At 35.0% G+C, this 18208-nt stretch carries 15 protein-coding genes and 1 tRNA gene; 4 read left to right on the forward strand and 12 right to left on the reverse strand.

The features are described 5' to 3' along the window. Nucleotides 1–56 precede the first annotated feature (56 nt). Nucleotides 57–1112 (forward strand): phytase, encoded by a 1056-nt coding sequence (locus tag ACIDC4_RS22870; RefSeq protein WP_412045256.1) that lies wholly within the window; start codon nt 57–59, stop codon nt 1110–1112. Between the two features lie 284 nt (nt 1113–1396). On the opposite strand, the gene pckA is transcribed toward ACIDC4_RS22870, so the two are convergent. Together pckA and ACIDC4_RS22880 are read right to left on the reverse strand one after the other, a co-directional pair. Next, entirely contained in the window at nt 1397–3001 is a 1605-nt protein-coding gene (gene pckA / locus ACIDC4_RS22875) for a phosphoenolpyruvate carboxykinase (ATP) (RefSeq protein ID WP_412045255.1), read from the reverse strand. A 300-nt stretch (nt 3002–3301) separates the two neighbouring features. After that, the gene (locus ACIDC4_RS22880) at nt 3302–3688 is read right to left on the reverse strand and encodes a DUF423 domain-containing protein (protein WP_230034689.1); all 387 of its coding nucleotides are present in this window, start codon (nt 3686–3688) and stop codon (nt 3302–3304) included. 192 nt (nt 3689–3880) lie between these two features. Here ACIDC4_RS22880 and ACIDC4_RS22885 point away from each other — a divergent pair, with 192 nt between their 5' ends. Next, the gene (locus tag ACIDC4_RS22885) at nt 3881–5245 is read left to right on the forward strand and encodes a saccharopine dehydrogenase family protein (protein ID WP_412045254.1); all 1365 of its coding nucleotides are present in this window, start codon (nt 3881–3883) and stop codon (nt 5243–5245) included. Nucleotides 5246–5541: 296 nt separating this feature from the next. Here the strand turns inward: ACIDC4_RS22885 and ACIDC4_RS22890 are convergent, their stop codons facing one another. The 4 genes from ACIDC4_RS22890 to ACIDC4_RS22905 form a co-directional block, all read right to left on the reverse strand. Continuing rightward, nucleotides 5542–6765, reverse strand: coding sequence for a M56 family metallopeptidase (locus ACIDC4_RS22890; RefSeq protein WP_412045253.1), 1224 nt, complete (start codon nt 6763–6765; stop codon nt 5542–5544). Continuing rightward, nucleotides 6762–7133, reverse strand: coding sequence for a BlaI/MecI/CopY family transcriptional regulator (locus ACIDC4_RS22895; protein ID WP_194620443.1), 372 nt, complete (start codon nt 7131–7133; stop codon nt 6762–6764). The genes ACIDC4_RS22890 and ACIDC4_RS22895 overlap by 4 nt, the downstream gene beginning before the upstream one ends. Before the next feature lie 193 nt (nt 7134–7326). After that, on the reverse strand, nt 7327–7749 hold the full coding sequence (locus tag ACIDC4_RS22900; RefSeq protein ID WP_412045252.1) for a toxin-antitoxin system YwqK family antitoxin: 423 nt from the start codon (nt 7747–7749) through the stop codon (nt 7327–7329). Nucleotides 7750–8320: 571 nt separating this feature from the next. Further along, entirely contained in the window at nt 8321–9709 is a 1389-nt protein-coding gene (locus ACIDC4_RS22905) for a dipeptidase (protein WP_412045251.1), read from the reverse strand. 109 nt (nt 9710–9818) lie between these two features. On the opposite strand from ACIDC4_RS22905, the gene ACIDC4_RS22910 reads away from it, so the two are divergent. Together ACIDC4_RS22910 and ACIDC4_RS22915 are read left to right on the forward strand one after the other, a co-directional pair. Further along, nucleotides 9819–9900 (forward strand) — tRNA-Leu (locus tag ACIDC4_RS22910). Between the two features lie 196 nt (nt 9901–10096). Beyond that, entirely contained in the window at nt 10097–10516 is a 420-nt protein-coding gene (locus ACIDC4_RS22915) for a lysozyme inhibitor LprI family protein (protein WP_078006379.1), read from the forward strand. A 329-nt stretch (nt 10517–10845) separates the two neighbouring features. Here ACIDC4_RS22915 and ACIDC4_RS22920 read toward each other — a convergent pair whose 3' ends face one another. The 6 genes from ACIDC4_RS22920 to ACIDC4_RS22945 form a co-directional block, all read right to left on the reverse strand. After that, nucleotides 10846–11079 carry a hypothetical protein gene (locus tag ACIDC4_RS22920; protein WP_412045250.1) on the reverse strand — a complete coding sequence of 78 codons (234 nt, stop codon included), beginning with the start codon at nt 11077–11079 and terminating at the stop codon, nt 10846–10848. A 519-nt stretch (nt 11080–11598) separates the two neighbouring features. Next, complete coding sequence (locus ACIDC4_RS22925) at nt 11599–12258, reverse strand: HAD family hydrolase (RefSeq protein ID WP_412045249.1); 660 nt, start codon at nt 12256–12258, stop codon at nt 11599–11601. A 427-nt stretch (nt 12259–12685) separates the two neighbouring features. After that, entirely contained in the window at nt 12686–14269 is a 1584-nt protein-coding gene (locus tag ACIDC4_RS22930) for an MFS transporter (RefSeq protein ID WP_412045248.1), read from the reverse strand. 1 nt (nt 14270) lies between these two features. Further along, the gene (locus tag ACIDC4_RS22935; RefSeq protein ID WP_412045247.1) at nt 14271–15323 is read right to left on the reverse strand and encodes an HlyD family secretion protein; all 1053 of its coding nucleotides are present in this window, start codon (nt 15321–15323) and stop codon (nt 14271–14273) included. Between the two features lie 86 nt (nt 15324–15409). Next, nucleotides 15410–16720 (reverse strand): TolC family protein, encoded by a 1311-nt coding sequence (locus ACIDC4_RS22940; protein ID WP_412045246.1) that lies wholly within the window; start codon nt 16718–16720, stop codon nt 15410–15412. A 357-nt stretch (nt 16721–17077) separates the two neighbouring features. After that, nucleotides 17078–17899 (reverse strand): AraC family transcriptional regulator, encoded by an 822-nt coding sequence (locus ACIDC4_RS22945; RefSeq protein ID WP_131422207.1) that lies wholly within the window; start codon nt 17897–17899, stop codon nt 17078–17080. Nucleotides 17900–18208: the final 309 nt, after the last annotated feature.

Genomic DNA, 18208 nt, shown 5'->3' on the forward strand with positions numbered 1-18208 from the left:
CTTAAATTAGGCAGAACTTAGCGGTTCTGTCTCGTTTTATTAAAATGAAATCCATAATGAAAAATAAATCCATAATAGCATTTTTACTCTTAAGTACTTTATTCACAGCTTGTAAAGATGACAAACTTGCTCCCGTTGCTGCAAATGCAGTAAAACCAACCGTTGTTACCGAAGCTTTACCTCACGATACAGACGATCCTTCGATCTGGATTCATCCAACAGATGCTTCTAAAAGTATTATCGTAGGAACAGATAAAGATACAGACGGCGGTTTGTATGCTTTTGATTTAAAGGGGAAAATCGTTGCAAAATCAGAAGTTTTAAAACGCCCGAATAATGTTGATATCGCTTACGGTTTAGTAATCGACGGAAAAAAAGTTGACGTGGCTGTAACCACAGAACGCGAATCGAACAAAATAAGAATCTTTAGTTTACCGGATCTAAAAGCAATTGATAACGGCGGAATTTCTGTTTTTGATGGAGAAGAATTGCGTGACCCCATGGGAATTGCTTTGTACACCAGAAAAAGCGATGGGAAAATATTTGCTGTGGTAGGCAGAAAATCAGGACCATCAGGAAGTTATTTATGGCAATATGAACTTTCAGGAAACGGGAAATTTGCTACAGCAAAAGTGGTTAGAAAATTTGGCGCTTACAGCGGAAAGAAAGAAATCGAAGCGATTGCGGTTGATAATGAATTAGGAACAATTTTGTATTGCGACGAACAATTCGGAATCAGAAAATACAAAGCCGATCCTGCTTTAAATGATAATAAAGAAATGGCTCTTTTTGGAAAAACTGGTTTTAAAGCCGATAATGAAGGAATCGCCATTTACAAAAAAACAGATTCTACGGGATATATTTTAGTATCGAACCAGCAAGCAAACACTTTTATGGTATATCCAAGAGAAGGTGCAAAAGGAAATCCAAACGATTATCCTTTGTTAGCAGAAATTCCAACATCAACAATAGAATGTGATGGTGCCGATGTTACCAGCGTAAATTTAGGAGGAAACTTCAAAAACGGACTTTTCGTAGCCATGAGCAACGGAATGACTTTTCATTATTACGCCTGGGATTTAATGCAAAAACGTATCGACGCTAAGAAATAGTATTCAGTTTTCAGTTTTCAGTCGCAGTTTTCAGTTTCTAAACTGTGAGTTAAAACCAAAACTAAGCCCCGATTTGTCAGGCTGAGCGAAGTCGAAGCCCCGCAGCGTAAAGCCGCAAACTAAATCACATTTTCAATGCGTCAAAAAGCGAAGTCGAATTGCTTTGCGTGGGCTTCGACTTCGCTCAGCCTGACATAACAATACTACAATTCAAAATTTTCATAGAAAACAAAAAAGCTGTTCATCACTGAACAGCTTTTTTTAGTTTGAATTAGTAATCTTCCTTATTCTGTAATCGGTGCGCCGGCTAAGATTTCAGCGTTGGCAAACTCTTCAAATTTGGCGAAATTCGCTTTGAATTTCTGAGCCAATTCCAGTGCTTTTTTATCGTATAACTCAGGATCTTCCCAAGTATTTCTAGGATTTAAAATTTCAGTTGGAACGTTAGGGCAAGATTGTGGTTTTGCGATTCCAAATACTGCATGATTTTTATATTCTACATTGTCCAATTCTCCGTTTAATGCAGCGGTAATCATGGCACGGGTATATTTTAGTTTCATACGCGTTCCTGTTCCGTATGCTCCGCCTGTCCAACCTGTGTTGATCAACCAAACTTTTACGTCTGCGTCTTTCATTTTCTTGGTTAGCATTTCGGCATAACGTGTTGGGTGTAAGGGCATAAATGGTGCTCCAAAACAAGCTGAGAAATTAGGTTGTGGTTCTGTAACTCCTGCCTCTGTTCCTGCAACTTTTGCGGTATATCCTGAGATAAAATGGTACGCTGCCTGACCCGGAGTTAATTTTGAGATTGGAGGCAAAATTCCGAAAGAATCTGCCGTTAAGAAAAATATATTTTTAGGATTGTGCCCGATAGAACCTGGCTGAATATTATCGATATGTGTTATTGGGTAACTTACACGTGTATTTTGAGTGATAGAAACATCATCATAATCTACTTCGTTTGTTCCCGGTTTGAAAACCACATTTTCTAACAACGCTCCTTTTTTAATCGCTCTAAAAATGTCCGGTTCGTTTTCTTCGGTTAAATTGATCACTTTTGCGTAGCAACCTCCTTCAAAATTAAAAACTGTATTTTCTGCTGTCCAGCCGTGTTCATCGTCTCCAATTAACTTACGTGCAGGATCTGCTGATAAAGTTGTTTTTCCGGTTCCTGATAATCCAAAGAAAATAGCAGTATCTCCGGCTTCACCCACATTGGCACTGCAATGCATTGGTAATGTATTTTCGAAAACCGGTAAGATGAAGTTTAAAGCAGAGAAAATCCCTTTTTTCATTTCTCCTGTATAACCCGTTCCTCCAATAAGTGCTATTTTTTTAGTAAAATCTAAAATAGCAAAATTAGACTGGCGTGTTCCGTCTACAGCAGGATCTGCCATAAAACTTGGAGCACAAACTACTGTCCATTCCGGAGTAAAGTTTGCAAGTTCAGATTCTTCTGGTCTTAAGAACATATTGTAGCAAAACAAATTCGACCAGGCCGTTTCTGTAACAACACGAACATTTAATCTATAATTAGGATCAGAACAAACATAAGAATCGCGAACGAAAACTTCTTTGTTTGATAAAAACTGAGTTACCTTATTATACAATTTTTCAAAAGCAGTTGGGTCAAAAGGAATATTTACATTTCCCCACCAAACTTTATCCTCTGTAATATTATCTTTTACAATAAAACGATCCTGAGGAGAACGCCCTGTAAATTCACCTGTATTAATTGCCAATGCGCCTGTAGAATTCTCGACACCTTGGCCTGATTGCAAAGTGATAGCATGCAATTCATCAGCAGATAATTGGTAACGAACTTTTGCATTTTCAATTCCTAAGTCATTTAACGAAATCGATTGCGAGAAAACTGTGTGACTGTCCATAAATTTTAAGTTGTGTGTGATATTTAGTAAGAAGCAAAATTACAGATTTATTATTAATCCTTTAAAAAAAATTAAATTTTACTTTTATTTATATTAATAAAGTAAAATTTGATCTTTAAAATCAATAAAATAAAAAAATAACGGCTTCAAATTTGCTTTCTTATAATCTATTAAATGAATTTGTTATATTATTTACATATTAAAGTAAAAAACAAGAGAAATTCACATAAATAAGATTATATGTTATTTATGTGACAAAATTAAAGATTAATTTTTAGATAGAATTTTTTATTCGGGATTTTATGATTTTCTCTTCAAAATCGTAACAAATAACACCGCCCAAGCAATAATTAATAGAAAACCACCCAAAGGAGTTGCGAATACGATAATTTTGAAATCGAAAACCGTAAGACTTTTAGTAGCTAATAAATAGATAGAACCACTAAACAGAAGAACACCTGCAACAACCAAATTGTAGATTGCTTTTACGGTTTTTTCAGCGATATCTTTTCTGGTCGAAAGAAAAAGTAAAAACAGAGCATGATACATTTGGTAACGAACACCAACTTCAAAAGTATTTAACTCTTCTATAGATAAATATTTTTTGAGTAAATGAGCACCAAAGGCACCCAAAATGATTGATAACATTCCCATAAAAGCTGCTGCTAAAACAATTCTTCTTTTCATATTTTCTATACTTTTTATTCTCCAACAAAAATACTTCAATACATTCTAAAAAGCATTTGAGTTTTCAAAAATCTTTTCCGGAAAAAGAAATTCATTACAATTTGGCTTCAAAATAAAAAATAATACACTTTTTGAAAATTAAAATTGTTATATATTTAACATTTTAATATATTTGTGTTACAAATTTAAACAATGAGAAGTATTTTAATCTTTGGAGCCGGAAGATCTGCATCGTCGCTGATACGTTATTTATTAGCAAAATCAGAAAGCGAAAACCTACACCTTGTGGTAGCTGACTTGTCTTTGGCTTTGGCCGAAAAAAAGACTCAGAATCATCCTAACGCCACTCCAATTGCTTTAAATATTTTTGAGACCGAAGAAAGAAAAGCAGCAATCGAAAAAGCATCTATTGTAATCTCGATGTTGCCTGCTCATTTGCATATCGAAATCGCCAAAGATTGTATCGAATTCAAAAAACACCTTGTTACAGCTTCTTATATTAGTGATGCCATGCAGGCGCTTGACGAAGAAGCCAGGAAAAACAATTTGATTTTCATGAACGAGATTGGTCTTGATCCCGGAATCGACCATATGAGCGCCATGAAAGTTATTGACGAAATTAGGGCGCAAGGTGGCAATATGCTTCTTTTCGAATCATTCTGCGGCGGATTAGTGGCTCCTGAATGTGATAATAATTTATGGAATTACAAATTTACCTGGGCACCCAGAAATGTAGTTTTGGCCGGACAAGGCGGTGCAGCAAAATTTATTCAGGAAGGTACTTATAAATATATCCCGTACGGAACTGTTTTTCGCAGAACCGAATTTCTGGAAGTAGAAGGTTACGGAAAATTTGAAGCATATTCGAACCGTGATTCGCTTAAATACAGATCGATTTATGGTTTAGATGATATTCTGACTTTATATCGTGGTACTATCAGAAGAGTGGGTTACTCAAAAGCCTGGAATATGTTTGTGCAATTGGGCATGACAGATGATAGTTATATCATGGAAGATTCTGAAAACATGAGTTATCGCCAGTTCGTTAATTCGTTTTTGCCTTATCACCCAACAGATTCTGTAGAAATTAAAACGCGATTGATTTTAAAAATCGATCAGGACGATATTATGTGGGACAAACTTTTGGAACTGGATTTATTTAATGCCGACAAAAAAGTCAATTTGCCCAATGCTACTCCGGCGCAAATATTAGAAAAAATATTGTCTGACAGCTGGACATTAGAACCAAATGACAAAGACATGATTGTGATGTATCATAAATTTGGATACATCCTAAATGGCAAAAAACAGCAAATCGATTCGAAAATGGTTTGTATTGGCGACGACCAAACTTATACTGCAATGGCAAAAACCGTTGGCTTACCGGTTGCAATGGCAACTTTATTGATTTTGAACGGAAAAATTACAACTCCGGGCGTACAGCTTCCGATAAAAAAAGAAGTGTATCAGCCTATTTTAAAAGAGTTAGAAGAATATGGGGTTATTTTCAACGAACAAAATATGCCCTATTTTGGATATAATCCAGACTTGTTTTAAGGTCTGGTTTTGTTGGTTTTTTTTTTTAGAATTTTTTTAGTTTTTAATTTTATCCGCTTCTACTGACTAGAAGCGGATTTTTTTTAAAGGACTAAATTTTTTTCTAGCCACAAAGGCGCTAAGACACAAAGATTTTTGAATTGGCTATAGCTAAAAAAACACATTTAATTAGGATTAAAGATTTGGGCTGAAGCCAATTCTTTTCTAAAAAAAACTCCAGCTAAAGCTGGAGCCTATTCATATCAAAAGAAAACCTTTGGCCCTTTGCCTCTCTGCTTCTTTGAACCGTAAAAAAACTATTCCGCAGACTGAAATGTAATTGGTAAACTGTACATTACTCGAACGGCTTTTCCTTCCTGAGTAGCTGCTGTCCATTTTGGGGAAAGCTTTAAAACGCGGATTGCCTCATCGCCTAATCCGTAACCTGGATCTTTTATGGTTTTAATTTCCGATAAGCTTCCGTCTTTTTCAATGATGAATTGCATATAAGCCTTTCCTTTAATCTTAATTTTATTAGCTTCTGCAGACATTTTAAAATTTTCTCCAATAAATTTATAGAATTCTGGGAGACCGCCTGGAAATTCAGGTAATTTTTCAACATCGGCGAGTACATAAAGGTTTTTTTCTTTAACATCAGCTTTGTTCAATGCTTTTTGAGCCGTTGCTTTTGTACTAAAAACAAACAATAACAAAGCATATACTACACCTACACTAAATACTTTTAATACAATTTTAATCGGAGATTCTTTTTTGGTCATCATAAGTAAACGTTTTTTAGTTATTAAATAATTAATATTACTTGCTAAGGCAACTGTCTTTTTATTTGAAGCAAAGTCCAATAATAGATTCTGATAACTTTTTACAGATCCAAACTGTTTATTCACAGCTTCATCTGCCAGAAATTCATGATTGAGTTTGATTGCTTTTTTGTAAAAGACCAACAATGGATTGAACCAAAAAACAATTTGCAAAACTTCTATAAAAAGAATATCCAGAGTATGTTTTTGATCTAAATGTGCTTTCTCATGCGCTATTAGTTCTGATGGAATTTTACCTTTTTCGAATTCATTTTTATTGATGAAAATCGATTTCCAAAAAGAGTGTGGCAAAATAGGTTGCTCGATTAAAACTATTTTTTCGCCTTGTATAAATTCTACCTGATTATTTTTTATTCTTTTGTAAAATGAATACAAATTCAGAACAAGACGAATCGTTAACATCAAAACTATAAAGGTGTAAACAACTCCAATTAAAACAAATGCAAAATCATTTACTGAAATCATCTCAGCATTTTCATTACTTTTTTGAATTACCAATTCTTCAAGTTGAATGAATCCAATTTTGTTCGAAAAACCAGCATTGAACGAAATAAGCTGCAACGGAATCACGAAACTAAAAACCAAACTTCCTAATAGATAAATGCGATTGAAACGAAACATTTTTTCATTTTCAAGCCATAATTTATATACTGCGTAGAAAACCAAAAGCAGTATTCCTGATTTTAAAAGATAGAGTATCATTTTTTCTTTTTTTGAATTTCTGAATCGATTATTTTTCTAAGTTCTTCTAATTCTGATGTTGACAAATTGGTTTCTTTGGTAAAAAAAGAAGCAAATTGTGATGCTGAATTATTAAAGAAACTGCTGATTAATCCGTTTACATGTTTCGAGAAATAAACGGTCTTTTCGACCAAAGGATAATATTCTCGAGAATTTCCGAATTCGTTATAGGCTACGAATTTCTTATCGATCATTCGTTTCAAAAGCGTTGCCACCGTTGTGGTTGCGGGTTTTGGTTCCGGATACGCTTCGAGTAAATCTTTCATAAAAGCTTTTTCAAGCTTCCAAAGATGTTCCATTAATTGTTCTTCTGAGTTTGATAGTTGCATGTTTTTATTTTTAAGGTGCTAAGGTTCTGAGATTCTAAGTGGCTGAGTTTTTTTTGCCACTGATTGAATGATTGAAATGATTTTTTTGATGATTACGATTAATCTATATTCTATATTCTATATTCTATATTCTATATTCTATATTCTATAAAAAAAATCCGCGTCAATCCGTTTCATCCGTAAAACCCGTGGGCTATTGTATTGCTTTTTCTGAAATCAAATCCCCATTATTGTATTTTTTAATTTCGGTTAGTTTTCCTTTATCTGAATAGAATTTCCAATCTCCAAAATAGAACCAATGTGTTTCTACCGCATTGACTTCGATTTTTGTTTTTCCTTTTGATTGTAATTTTCCGTTTTCATAATAATATCTTACGATACAGATTCCGTTTTTGTATTTTTCGGTTTTGTAGATTTTTCCGTTGATGTAGGATTTCCACTTTTTTACCGGCTGATCATTTTTATAATATTCGAACGATTTGTATGTCGTACTATCTTGTTCGTAATTATCGACCCAAAGTCCTTCTTTCTTTTTATCAATCTTTTGATTGATGGGTTTGCTTTTACAACTAAAAAGCATCATTCCGCAAAAAAATAGTAAAAGAAGGTTTTTCATATTTTTAGTTTAACTCTACACTTATAGATGTTACTCTACAAATGTAGAGTTATTTTTTTAATATACAAAAAAAGTTGCTAAGTTTCTAAGGATCTGAGTTTTTAGAATACATAAAGTGACAAAGGTTTTTGAATAGACCCCAGCTTTAGCTGGGGTTTACTGTAAGAATAAAGAGCATGGCTTTAGCCAAATAAATTCTCAGGCGTTTAAAAATTTTGGCTAAAGCCAATTCTTTCTTCTAAAAAATCCCCTGGCTAAAGCTAGGGACTATTCAATTCTGATGAGAAAAACCTTTGTCACTTTGTTCCTTTGCAACTTTGAACCTTTTTTAAACCTTTGAATCTTCTTTAAGCGTTAGGGATAGGAGCGATATCCTTTTTGTTTTTTCTTTAAAAACAAAAAGATATAGCGGATAGCCCGACCGTAGGGAACGCCCATAAAAAAATCCGCTTACTCTTAAAGAATAAACGGATTTTATATAATTTGAGATTTATCTTTGTCAAAGTTTTAAACTTTGACAAAGAGCGAAACCTAAAAAACTTTGTGTCTTAGCGTCTTAGCGGCAAAACTATTACTTAGAAAGCTCTACGAAATATTTGTAAAACAACGGAATAGTCTCGATTCCTTTTAAGAAATTAAAGATTCCGAAGTGCTCGTTTGGTGAGTGAATTGCATCACTGTCTAAACCGAAGCCCATAAGAATGGTTTTACTTTTTAGTTCTTTTTCAAATAAAGCTACAATTGGGATACTTCCGCCAGAACGAACCGGAATTGCAGGAACTCCAAAAGTTTCGGTATAGGCTTTGTTTGCCGCTTTGTATCCAATACTGTCAATTGGCGTAACATAACCTTGCCCACCGTGGTGCGGCGTTACTTTTACGGTAACTCCAGCTGGTGCAATACTTAGGAAATGTTTCGTAAAAAGTTCTGTGATTTCATGCCAATCCTGATTAGGAACCAAACGCATGGAGATTTTAGCAAATGCTTTGCTCGCAATAACCGTTTTTGCTCCTTCGCCTTGATATCCGCCCCAGATTCCGTTTACGTCTAATGTTGGACGGATTGAGTTGCGTTCGTTGGTTACATATCCTTTTTCGCCGTAAACATCGTTTAAGTCTAAGGCTTTTTTATATTTTTCTAAACTGAAAGGCGCTTTTGCCATTTCGGCTCTTTCCTCAGCAGATAATTCCTGAACTTTGTCGTAGAAACCAGGAATGGTAATATGATTGTCTTCGTCATGCAAAGAAGCGATCATTTTTGCCAAAACATTGATTGGGTTCGCCACTGCTCCACCGTATAAACCAGAGTGCAAATCGCGGTTTGGTCCTGTAACCTCAACCTCAACATAACTTAAACCACGTAAACCTGTCGTGATCGACGGTTGTTGGTTCGAGATCATTCCGGTATCTGAAATAAGAATTACATCGTTTTTCAGCTTTTCCTGATTGCGTTCTACGAACCAGGCCAAACTTGCTGAACCTACTTCTTCTTCGCCTTCGATCATGAATTTTACGTTACATGGCAAAGTATTGGTTTGCACCATAAGCTCCAGCGCTTTTACGTGCATGTACATTTGACCTTTGTCATCGCAGGCACCACGAGCGAAGATTGCGCCTTCTGGGTGGATTTCAGTTTTTTTAATTACAGGTTCGAATGGTGGCGATGTCCATAATTCGATTGGATCTGGTGGTTGAACATCATAATGTCCATAAACAAGAACTGTTGGTAAATTTGGGTCGATTATTTTCTCTCCATATATAATTGGATACCCCGGAGTATCGCAAATTTCGACTAAATCACAGCCTGCTTTTGATAAACTTTCCTTTACGGCCTCGGCAGTATCGATAACATCTTGCGAATATGCAGTGTCGGCACTTACCGACGGAATTTTTAATAATTCGATCAACTCATTGATAAAGCGATCTTTATGTTGTTGAACGTAGGACTTAATATTTTCCATTGAAATAATTTTTATAGAATTTCAAAAATACAAAAAAGAGAATTAATATTTTTTTTCAAAAAATGCTTTGAAATATAGAAGTTATGTTTATCTTTGCACCCACAATTGAGCGGATATGGTGAAATTGGTAGACATGCCAGACTTAGGATCTGGTGCCGCAAGGCGTGTAGGTTCGAGTCCTATTATCCGCACTGAAAAAAAGCTTCTGAGAAATCAGAAGCTTTTTTGTTTTACATACCTTTTCTTTTTTGGCCGATAAAGTTGTTGATAAACAGACCACAAGAATATCATATTTCTACTTTTGTATTTCTATTTTTGAAAGATAATCTTAAAGAAGAAATGACTTTATTTCTCTTTTTTTGATCATAATTAAACACAACACTTTGAATGAGTAAATTATTTATAATTCTTTTTAGCATCTTTTCTTTTACCGTTTTTTCGCAAACAAAAAGCAAAAAAGAAAATTTAATCGATATTCAGGAAAAAAAATGCCTTGACAAAGACGACATATCAAATGCCGATCAATGCAATTGCATCATAACAGCACAAGAAGGCTGGGACAAAGAATTGAATAAATATTACAATCTTCTTAAAACCAAACTTAAGAATGAAGATTTTGAAGTTCTAAAAAATTCCCAAAAACAATGGATCTCTTATCGGGATAAAGAATTTCTGTTTATATCGAAATATTTTTTTGAAATCAAACAAGGAACTATGTGGTATTGTGTTGCAAAAGACAAGAAAAAGGAAATTATAAAATCCCGAGCTATTGAATTAAAAAACTATTATGAAATGCTGGAATATTAATCAGGCGCTTTATGATAATTATTATTTTATTTTTCGATAATTGCACAAAACTTTTATTACCTATGATGGATTAAAATCCATCCCTACAATATGTTTCGTTCCTCCGGAACTCTTTATAAAATTCCAGAGAAATTATTTATTTTGTAGACAGTCCCGATAGCTATCGGGATCAATCCCTTGAAACGTAACGCACACCCAACGTTTGTCATTCTGAGGAACGAAGAATCACAATAGAAACTCCGCACAGAATGTCGCCAATCTTTGTAGAATTACTTGTGTGATTCTTCGTTCCTCAGAATGACAAACTGCACGTAAAATACAGCTTGTTTTCAATCAACATCCAAATAAGGATCTAAAGCTTCGGCTAATTTATTGAGCCAGTAAAAATTATCTTCAATATTTTTTATTTCAGATTCTACCGTTTCGCATCCTCGCATTACACATAAAGAAAGAATATGATTTACTTGTCGTATCGTCTTTGCCATATCTACGGGATCCATAACATCAATAAAAAAATCTTTTAGTCTCGTTTCAACTTCTTTTGAAAGATGATTTTTGTTCATAATTTTAAAGTTTGAAAAGCAAAATTCCTCAAAACTTATTTTCATTTGAACCCATATATGCCTTCAACTTTAATTATTATTTTCTTATAAAAAAACCGAATTTTAGCCAAACCCTTTCTTTAAACATAAAAAAACCTCCAGTTAAAAACTGAAGGCTATTCGCTTACTTTATCATTTCTAACTGCAAAGATGGATTAAAATCCATCCCTACAATATGTTCCGTTCCTCCGGAACTCTTTGTAAAATTCCGGAGGAATGATTTATTTTGTAGCTAGTCCCGATAGCTATCGGGATCAATCCCTTGGAGCGCAAAGTAACCCCAATCTTGTCATTTCGAGCGAAGGGAGAAATCCTCGCGAGAAGCTCGGCAAAGATTGGAATCTCGTTGCGGAGTTACTTGCGAGGATTTCTCGTTCCTCGAAATGACAAACTGTGCGTAAAAAAACCTTTGTCAAAGTTCGAAACTTTGACAAAGGCTGTATTTAAATGAACTTATATCACTTATATGGTTTAAAAATTCTAGCTGTTTAATAATTCCAAAACTTTATCGACATTAATTTCACTATAATCATTGATATAAAAACTACATGGCGGAAGCTGTTCTTTTGTATGCGTACTCAAAACACCCACGACTTTCATTCCTGCATTTAAGCCCGCTGTAACTCCCGAAAAAGAATCTTCGAAAACAATACAATCAGACGGAGAAACACCAACGCGTTTGGCAGATTCAAGATATACTTCGGGATTTGGTTTGTGAAATTTTACGTCTTCGCTTGCCATTACAGAATCCATTTTGTCTTCGAATTTTAGTGCGCCCATAATCAAATCAAGATTCGCTCGCGGTGCAGATGTTGCCACAGCCGTTTTGAATCCACGAGATTTCAGTTCGCCTAAAAAATCCAAATAATGCGGAATGGTTTCGACTTTTTCTTTATAAATTTCGCGAAACATTCCTTCTTTTTCGTCTTCTAGTTTTACGAGTTCTTCTCCCGCAATTGGGCGCTTGAAGAAATGCGTCATAATATATCCATTATGTTTTCCGTACATATGTTCTTCAAACTCCTGCTCTGAGTGAGAAATTTGATATTTATCGAAAAATGCTTCGAAAGCTTTTGCATGATGCGGATTGGTGTGACAAATCACGCCATCCATATCAAAAATTACACATTGCTGCTTCATTGTATTTTATTTTTTTAACGGTTGCAAGATAAGGTAATAAAGGATTATTTCACAGAGATTCGCGGAGGTTTCTCGCAGAGATTCGCTGAGTTTTTTTTAATCTCGCAATCCCGATAGCTATCGGGAGCAGAGTCGCAAAGTTTTTGTTTCACGCAGATTTTAAAAAGATCTAAGCGGATAAACGCAGATATTATTATAATCAAAATTAAATCTGCTAAAATCTGTAGAATCTGCGTGAAAAAAATCCTTTAAATCTTATTAATCTGTGGCTTTAAAATAAAATCTTTGCGCCTTCGCGACTTTGCGAGATTAAACCCGACAAAGATTGGGCTTTCGTTGCGGAGTTTCTTGCGTGTCCTTCGACTTCGCTCAGGATGACAAAAAATGCGAACAACTTTGAACCTGAAACCTCAAACTTGAAACAAACCTACCCTATCCAAATCTTACTTTTAACCAACGTCATTGTTTGTCTTAAATGCTGATTGCATGCGATAAGAATAATTAAAACCACCAAACCATAACCTACGATGGTATAAATCTCCATATCGGCCAATAGAGTCGATTGTTTGGTGATGGTTCCGAAGACTTTTTTTAAGGCAAGTGCATTCGACTCGTCAAGCGAATAACCTTTTGCAGCGAAACTTTGCGCTGTTTTGGTGATGGTTTCCTGAGCTTGCGGATTATCTCCGGTTACGAATTGGCTTAGTTTAAGAAAGTGTTTTTTGTTTAAAAATACCATCGCATTCTGCATCACGCAAAATCCAATTGTACTTCCCCAGAAACGTCCTGAAACCCCAACAATTCCCGAAGAAACCGCCATTTTTGCCGGAACCGATGATGTGGTGAATAATATTAACGGTACAAATAAGAATCCAACGCCAATACCTTGCAGAATATACGGAATGATAATGTCTGATAAAGCGACATCGGGTACAAAAAGGAATGTAAACCAAAAGTGAAATAACGCAATTAGTGAAAACCCAATGATAAAAATGACTTTGGTCGAAATGGATTTCATCAGGAAAAAAGCAGCTAAAATAAGTCCGATTACGTTTCCTAATCCGTTTATGTATTGTACTCCGGCAACTCGGGATGGATCCCAATTCCAGATCGAATACATCGCCGAATGACAAAGACTCAATGTTGCTCTGCTGATATAAAACAGGAAGAATAGTAAAAACCCAATTCGGAGATTGGCGTATTTAAAAACTTCGAAATCAAAAGTGGGTCTTTTTACCAAAAGCTCTTTAAAAATAAACAAACCTCCTGTAATCAAGGCAATCATTAGCATTAAAACCATGTGCGAAGACTCAAACCAGTATTTTTTTTCGGCATAAACAAAAAAGTAAGCGCCACAAAGAATCGCCGTTAAAACCAAAATATAACTGATCCAGTCGATTTGATACAACGGAATTTTCTTTGTGATTCTATGTCCGCGAAAAGTAACCAGAATCAAAAAGACATTCAGAACCTGAAGTCCGCCCGAAACATACAACATGTATTTCCAATCGTAATGATCCAGAAACCAAACGGCGATATTCATAATAAACGGCGTTGACAATAACAGCGAGCCGTAATAAAAGGAGAAACCTATTATGATGGCGTTTTTAGAATTGAATTGCTCGATCAATAATTGTCTGATCGTAATTACCGGAAGCGCCATTAAAATCCCTTCGGCAACACGCAGCAATAAAAAGACATAAAAATTGGTAATATAGGCCGATGAAATTATCGTAATCCCAATAACGGAATAAACCGCCATGAGATAATTTTTGGCAGGGAAAAAACTCGAAAATCTACTTTCGATCAAAATCGTGGCCAGCAAAGTTCCGTAGGTAACACACATTGCAAACTGCAAATCTTCGGGCTCAATGTCCAGAAAACTTGCTGCATAGGTTACGTTTGAAGTATAAACTCCCAATAAAATCATGGAATGCAAGAGACAGACAAACAAAATAATAATGATTGCCCATTTTGGAACCCAGGATTTAAAAATACTTTTATCTTCCATTTTATTGGTGTTCGGCGATAACGGTGATATTCATTCCGGCTCTTAAAAATTCAGCGTGTTTATTGGTTTCTTTTAATTGAATACGAACCGGAATTCTTTGTTCGATTTTCACGAAGTTTCCTGTTGCATTATCCGGTGGCAATAACGAAAATCTCGCACCACTTGCAGGAGATAATGAAGTGATCATTCCTGTAAATTCTTTACCACTCAAAGCATCGGCCTGAATGCGAACTTCTTGACCCACGGTTAAATATTGCAATTGTGTTTCTTTAAAATTGGCCGTAATCCATTTTTCTTTACTTACTATCGAAAGCAACGATTGTCCTTCTTTGACCATTTGGCCAGGTTGTAAAGTTCTTTTTCCAACCCAACCGTCATATGGCGCGGTAATTATGGTGTACGAAAGAAACAATGCCGCATTATCAGCCACAGCTTGTTTCGATGCTATATTGGTTTGCATCGTAGGAACATTGGCCTGCGCCTGAGAAGTACTTAAATTCGAAGACTGAATTCTTTCTCGCATTTCCTGAAAATGGGCTTGCGCCGATTCGTAATCTGCTCGTACTTTCTCTAATTGTTGCGATGTTGCGGCTTCGTCTTTTACCAAAGCCTGGTAACGTTCGTATTCTAATTTTGTTTTCCAAAGATTGGTTTTGGCTGCAGCCAATTGCGATTCTCCAATTGCGGTTGAACTTGCTGTTGTAGCCACATTTTTCTCGGCCACAACGCTGCTTTGTTTCGCGCTTTGAACATCGGCCAGCGCCACATTCAATTTTGATTTGTATTCTCGATTATCAATCACCACCAAAGTATCGCCTTTATGTACAAACTGATTTTCATCAAAACGAACTTCCTGCACATAACCAGTAATTCTGGACATTATTGGCGTTACATATTGCTCAACCTGCGCGTCATTGGTTTCTTCGTGATTACTATTGAACACATAAAACCAAATCCCTAAAATGATTCCGCTTGCTACTAAAATGCAGGCAATAACTGTTATTAATACATGAAACGTTCTGTTTCTTTTAGTTTCATTTTTTATCTTAACCATAAACTCTATATCTTTTTCTATTATCTTGATTCTATTCTCTTGATTCTAACTTCTTTCTTCTTGCCTCTATTCTCTTTCTTCTTAAACTAAATCTCGCTTGGCATTATTCCGGCCGTATGAAGTAATTCATAATGTTTAAGAATCGCATCCAATCGGGTAGAGATCTTATTGTATTTTGCCTGTAATAAAGCATTGTCAGCATCGACCATTTCGGTTATCAAAACCAATTGATTTAAGTATTTCAGTTTTACAATTCGGTAATTTTCATTGGCCAAATCCAAAGCTTTGTCAACCACCACAAATTTTTCAAGGATTTCCTGATATTGTGTATGTTCTTTAAACAACTTGTCCTGAATTTCATCTTTTATAATTTCAGACTGCATTTTTTGCCATTCGATTTGCGTCGTAGCTTGCTGAACTTTAGTTTTGTTTTTATATAAAGCCGAAATATCAAAATGCGCTTCGATACCAATTTGGCCTAAAGTGTACAAATACGGATTTGGCGGAAAAAATTTGTAGTTCGGATAATAAAAACCATAATTACCAAAGAAATTGACCGTTGGCAGATAATTTCCTTTCACCAATTTCAGTTCTGTTTTTTTGATGTTTAATTCCTGGCTGGCGATTCGCATTTCTTCATTCTCAAAAGCTTTTTGTAAATAAAAATCATACGGATCCAAGCCATTCATTTTATCCATATTGGCCGTAGTATCGATCGCTACTTCTTCGTTTTCCGGAAGCTGAATCAAAGTTTTTAAATCATGCAAGGCGATTTTTATATTTTTGGAATTCGTCAAAGAGTTTAATTCACGATCAGAAAGTTGTAATTCTGCCCTAAGCACTTCGTTTTTGGTAACGGTTCCGTGTTTTTGCAAGGACTGAACTTCTTTTAATCGGCTTTTTTCTTCTTTGATGTTTTCTTCAAAAATCTTCTGAAGTTCCATCATTTTATAAATCGCCAGATAATTGGCCACCACTTCAAGCTCGATATCATTTTCGGTCTTTTCGGTTTTTATTTTGGCAATTTCGTTTTCCTGATTGGCAATTTTAATGGCGTTATTAATCTTGTTTCCAGCATAAATTGGCATTTTAAAAGTAGAATTCACCTCATAAATTTCAGGAATCGCCTTCGTTACCTCTTTGTCTTTCAAAAAACCGCTTCCTTTGAATTCCGTAATATTGGTAATTCTAGAATACACACCGTTTAATTCGATATCCGGCAAACGGAGTTCTTTTCTTTCTTTGATGTTTTGCTCTGAGAGCGTAGTCTCTAATTGAGATCTAAGGATTTTTTTATTGTTTTCTTTGGCCAGTTTCACTGCTTCACTTAACGAAACCGAATGAATTTCCTGTGCTTGTACATTACTGAATGTTAATACGATTATAAATATCAACACGATTTTGAGAAAACAATCTTCTGTAGAATTTGTTGTTTTAAGGAACATGAATATTTTAAGATTTTAATACTGCAAAGTTCCTGCATTTTTTTGGTGACTGATAATTCTAAAAAGTCAATAACATATTCATTTCGGACAAATGTTAAAATTTTATTTCCCGAAAACGTTATATTAAAATATTGAAAAACAACACGTTGTAAAAAAATATATAAATTTGGGTTTCACGCAGATTTTAAACAGATGTACGTAGATTATTTTATTTTGAAGTGAAAATCTCTCGCAGATTTAGTAGATTTTTGATATTGATTATCTGCTAGATCTGCTTAAATCTGTAAAATCTGCGTGAAATAAAAAATTTTACTTCCTTTCTAAAATCTCTTCCCTATTTAAGTAATCAGAAGGTCTTTGTCCGAGGAATTTAAAGAAAGTATTACTGAATGTCGGAACACTATTATAACCAACTTCCAGCGCTACCTCTTTTACCGAAAGTTTTCTTTCTAATAAAAGCTCAATTGCTTTTAGAATTCTTCGAATGGTATAATATTGAATGAATGACATATTAAGGTCTTTCTGAAACAAGCGATACAAAGAGCGTTCGCTATACCCAAATTGATGTGCAACCTCAGCAAACAGAATCGTTTCGCCCAGATTATTCTCTATATGGCGCAGAATTTTACTCAAACGCGGATCTTTGGGCTGCGGTAATTCTAAAGGTAAATTGGTCAGGCAAATTTGAGGTAATATTGCTTTGATGGCTTTGGCAATGGCAAAATTCGGACTTCCTTTTTTAAGATCACCATTCCACCTATTGGTAAAAAGCATCATTTGCAATAATAAATTATTGACCGGGTAAATACCCTCACTTTTATAAAATATATCTTCGTCTTTTTCAACCGGAAAATATAAGTTTCGCATGGTCACACTTTCAGATTTTGGCTCAATACTATGCGCAACACCACTGGGGATCCAAATAAAATGTCTTGCCGGCAAAAAGTATGTTTTGGTTTCTGTTGTTACAAAAACTACATCACCTTCGGCATATAACAATTGCGCTTTATCATGTTTGTGTGTGGGCACAAACAATTCACCCATCAGATCGTGGTGACAGTAAATGCTTTTTTTATCGGCATCTACTTTCTTGATATAGTATTTATCTAGTTTCTGACCGGAATGTTCCATTGAGATAATAATGACATATAAATATAAGAAGAAATAAATAGTTTGGAATATAAAATAGTGTTGATTTAACCGCAAAGTCCGCAAAGATTTTTAAAGTATGCTTTTTAGAAAACACAAAGTTCGCAAAGCTTTGTCTTGATCTAGCTTTGCGAACTTTGTGTTTTCTATGCGTAAAGTAAAATTAAATCTTGGCGTTCTTTGCGGTTAAATCGGATCAAGAACAAACCTTGGGGAGGGAATGTCAAAATAAAATAAGAAATTTGCACTTTAAGAATAAAAGATGACCCCTATTGAACTTTTAAAATTTAT

It is taken from the genome of Flavobacterium sp. C3NV, from assembly GCF_046825355.2.
Taxonomy (GTDB): Bacteria; Bacteroidota; Bacteroidia; order Flavobacteriales; family Flavobacteriaceae; genus Flavobacterium.

Excerpts from the sequence above, each read along its gene's own strand:
- ACIDC4_RS22895 (WP_194620443.1), bottom strand. The coding sequence starts at position 7,133 with ATGCAACTATCAAACTCAGAAGAACAATTAATGGAACATCTTTGGAAG.
- ACIDC4_RS22880 (WP_230034689.1), bottom strand. The coding sequence starts at position 3,688 with ATGAAAAGAAGAATTGTTTTAGCAGCAGCTTTTATGGGAATGTTATCA.
- ACIDC4_RS22945 (WP_131422207.1), bottom strand. The coding sequence starts at position 17,899 with ATGGAACATTCCGGTCAGAAACTAGATAAATACTATATCAAGAAAGTA.
- ACIDC4_RS22925 (WP_412045249.1), bottom strand. The coding sequence starts at position 12,258 with ATGAAGCAGCAATGTGTAATTTTTGATATGGATGGCGTGATTTGTCAC.
- ACIDC4_RS22935 (WP_412045247.1), bottom strand. The coding sequence starts at position 15,323 with ATGGTTAAGATAAAAAATGAAACTAAAAGAAACAGAACGTTTCATGTA.
- pckA (WP_412045255.1), bottom strand. The coding sequence starts at position 3,001 with ATGGACAGTCACACAGTTTTCTCGCAATCGATTTCGTTAAATGACTTA.
- ACIDC4_RS22920 (WP_412045250.1), bottom strand. The coding sequence starts at position 11,079 with ATGAACAAAAATCATCTTTCAAAAGAAGTTGAAACGAGACTAAAAGAT.
- ACIDC4_RS22870 (WP_412045256.1), top strand. The coding sequence starts at position 57 with ATGAAAAATAAATCCATAATAGCATTTTTACTCTTAAGTACTTTATTC.
- ACIDC4_RS22885 (WP_412045254.1), top strand. The coding sequence starts at position 3,881 with ATGAGAAGTATTTTAATCTTTGGAGCCGGAAGATCTGCATCGTCGCTG.
- ACIDC4_RS22905 (WP_412045251.1), bottom strand. The coding sequence starts at position 9,709 with ATGGAAAATATTAAGTCCTACGTTCAACAACATAAAGATCGCTTTATC.
- ACIDC4_RS22900 (WP_412045252.1), bottom strand. The coding sequence starts at position 7,749 with ATGAAAAACCTTCTTTTACTATTTTTTTGCGGAATGATGCTTTTTAGT.
- ACIDC4_RS22890 (WP_412045253.1), bottom strand. The coding sequence starts at position 6,765 with ATGATACTCTATCTTTTAAAATCAGGAATACTGCTTTTGGTTTTCTAC.
- ACIDC4_RS22915 (WP_078006379.1), top strand. The coding sequence starts at position 10,097 with ATGAGTAAATTATTTATAATTCTTTTTAGCATCTTTTCTTTTACCGTT.
- ACIDC4_RS22930 (WP_412045248.1), bottom strand. The coding sequence starts at position 14,269 with ATGGAAGATAAAAGTATTTTTAAATCCTGGGTTCCAAAATGGGCAATC.